This is a genomic window from Micromonospora sp. NPDC007220, from assembly GCF_040634035.1.
GTDB lineage: Bacteria > Actinomycetota > Actinomycetes > Mycobacteriales > Micromonosporaceae > Micromonospora > Micromonospora reichwaldensis.
In genome coordinates, this window is sequence record NZ_JBEYEU010000070.1 from 566 (window position 1) to 1,403 (window position 838).

Genomic DNA, 838 nt, shown 5'->3' on the forward strand with positions numbered 1-838 from the left:
CTCACGACGGTCGCCACCGCGGAAACCACCCTCGCGGTCACCACCCCGGTAGCCGCCTGGACGGTCGCCACCCTCACGACGGTCGCCACCGCGGAAACCACCCTCGCGGTCACCACCCCGGTAGCCGCCTGGACGGTCGCCACCCTCACGACGGTCGCCACCGCGGAAGCCGCCCTCACGCGGCGGACCCGAACGGAAACCACCCTCACGACGGTCACCACCACGGAAACCACCCTCGCGGTCACCACCACGGAAGCCACCCGGACGGTCGCCGCCCTCACGACGGTCGCCGCCACGGAAGCCGCCTTCGCGGTCACCGCCACGGAAGCCACCCGGACGGTCGCCACCCTCGCGGCGGTCGCCGCCCCGGAAACCCTCACGGTCGCTGCGGAAGCCGCCCTGGCGGTCGCCGGCGTCCCGACGAGGGGCGCCACCGCCGCGGGAGTCGCCGTCACGCGGACCGGACCGGAAGCCGCCCTCTCGGCGGTCGCCACCACGGGAGTCGCCGTCACGGCGGTCGCCGCCGGCGTATCCGCCGCGCTGGCCGCCCCGGTCCTCGCGGTACGGGGGCCGGTCGTCGCGGCGCGGCGCTCCCTCGCGTCCACCCGAACGGTCTTCGTAGCGACGGGGACGATCTCCGCCCTGCGATCCTGAACTCACAGGTACATCCTTCCTCATTGCGTCACCTACGACGCTACGCAGTCGAGGGCCGACCCGGATGGGGCGGCCCTCGACTGGAAAAGTTGTCCGGCGGTGTCCTACTCTCCCACACCCTCCCGAGTGCAGTACCATCGGCGCTGGAGGGCTTAGCTTCCGGGTTCGGAATGTAACCGGGCGT

At 72.8% G+C, this 838-nt stretch carries 1 rRNA gene and 1 pseudogene; one reads left to right on the forward strand and one right to left on the reverse strand.

Annotation, left to right across the window (positions count from 1 at the left end):
* Positions 1–654: pseudogene (locus ABZ573_RS32495) on the forward strand (hypothetical protein); the annotation flags it as partial.
* Positions 655–745: 91 nt separating this feature from the next.
* Here ABZ573_RS32495 and rrf read toward each other — a convergent pair.
* Positions 746–838 (reverse strand): 5S ribosomal RNA (gene rrf, locus ABZ573_RS32500); the annotation flags it as partial.